Source organism: Hymenobacter agri (assembly GCF_054778495.1).
Genome location: NZ_BAAGZM010000842.1, coordinates 1 through 1,452 on the forward strand (window position 1 = coordinate 1; position 1,452 = coordinate 1,452).

Sequence of the window (1,452 nt, forward strand, 5' to 3'; positions counted from 1 at the left end):
AGCCGCCGACCTCACCTGGACGCCCTTCAGCGGCCCCGACTCCAGCCAGCCGGCTGCTTACGTGCTCCAGCGCCTCGCCCCCGATGGCACCGTGCGCAGCAGCCAGCCGGTGAGCGGCGGCATTTATGCCGACCTGACTCCCCCCGCCGACCAGACCATTCGCTATCGCCTGCAAATCAGCGGGGCGGGGCTGCCGACCGGCGTATTCAGCTACTCCAATCTGGCCAGTGTCACGCGGCAGCCGTCGTTGGCCATCCCCACGGCCTTCACGCCCAATGGCGATGGCCTGAACGACGTGCTCGAAGTAAAGGGCCGCTATCTGGGCAACTACACGTTTGTAGTAGTCGACCGCAACGGGCAAGAGGTGTTTCGCGGCACCCAGCGCAGCGATGTGTGGGACGGCCGCATTGCCGGCCGCGCGCCCGTGCCGGGTAGCTACGTGTGGCGCTTTCAGCAGACCACCGACGACGGCCAGTCGTTTGTACGCTCCGGTGCGGTTACCATCATCCGGTAGTTGCTGGTAGCTGGTTTCTCGTTGCTGGTTGTTGACTTTCCGGCAATTTGGGAATTACGCCGCGGCAGCTACCGCCCACCCCTCGTCCGCAACGCACCCTTTTCCCTCATTTTCCTGTTTACTACCCGTCGGCCCTCGTTTTACCGTAACCGACAACAAGAAACCAGAAACAAGCAACCAGAAACCAACATGGCATTCGACCTCACCGGCATGATGGGCAAAGTGAAAGAGCTGCAAGACAAGATGCAGCAGGCCCAGCAGGAAATCCAACACATTACGGCCACGGGCGAAGCCGGCGGCGGCCTCGTGCGCGCCACGGCCAGCGGCCACCGCAAAGTCCTCAAGCTCGAAATCGACGAAACCCTGCTCACCCCGCAGGACCGCGACATGCTGGCCGACCTCGTGGTGGCTGCCGTGAACAAGGCCCTCGACGCCGCCGCCGAGCTGGCCGCTCAGGAACTCAAGCGCAAAACCAGCGGCCTGATGCCCAACGTGCCCGGCCTCGATTTGAGTGGTTTTGGGGCCTAACGCTACGGCCTCCGTCGGGGCCTGCGCCGACGTGGCCATTGTCATTCTGAACTGGAACGGGGCGGGTTTCCTGGCCCGCTTCCTGCCCGGCGTGCTCGCCCACGCCGACGGCGCCCGCGTCATCGTGGCCGACAACGCCTCCACCGACGACTCCATAGAGCTGCTGGCCCGCGACTTCCCCACCGTGGAGCTACTGCTGCTGGAGCGCAACTTCGGTTTCTGCGAAGGCTACAACCAGGCGCTGGCGCAGGTCGACAGCCCGTTTTTCGTGCTGCTGAACTCCGACGTGGAAGTAACGCTGGGCTGGCTGCGCCCCCTGCGCGGCCTACTCGAAGCCAACCCGCGCATCGCCGCCGCCCAGCCCAAAATCCTCGCCCACGCCGACCCCACGCTGTTTGAGCACGCCGGCG

3 protein-coding genes are annotated in these 1,452 nt (G+C 64.8%); all 3 read left to right on the forward strand.

What is annotated here, in order from left to right; genetic code table 11:
* Window positions 1-514 (forward strand): T9SS type B sorting domain-containing protein (locus ACYVDE_RS22700; protein WP_460503811.1); only part of this gene is annotated, 514 nt, incomplete at its 5' end.
* A 189-nt stretch (window positions 515-703) separates the two neighbouring features.
* Window positions 704-1,042, forward strand: a complete 339-nt coding sequence (locus tag ACYVDE_RS22705; RefSeq protein WP_460503812.1) for a YbaB/EbfC family nucleoid-associated protein — start codon at window positions 704-706, stop codon at window positions 1,040-1,042.
* Window positions 1,032-1,452: glycosyltransferase (locus ACYVDE_RS22710; RefSeq protein ID WP_460503813.1), on the forward strand; the 421-nt coding region annotated here is incomplete at its 3' end. The genes ACYVDE_RS22705 and ACYVDE_RS22710, both read left to right, overlap by 11 nt.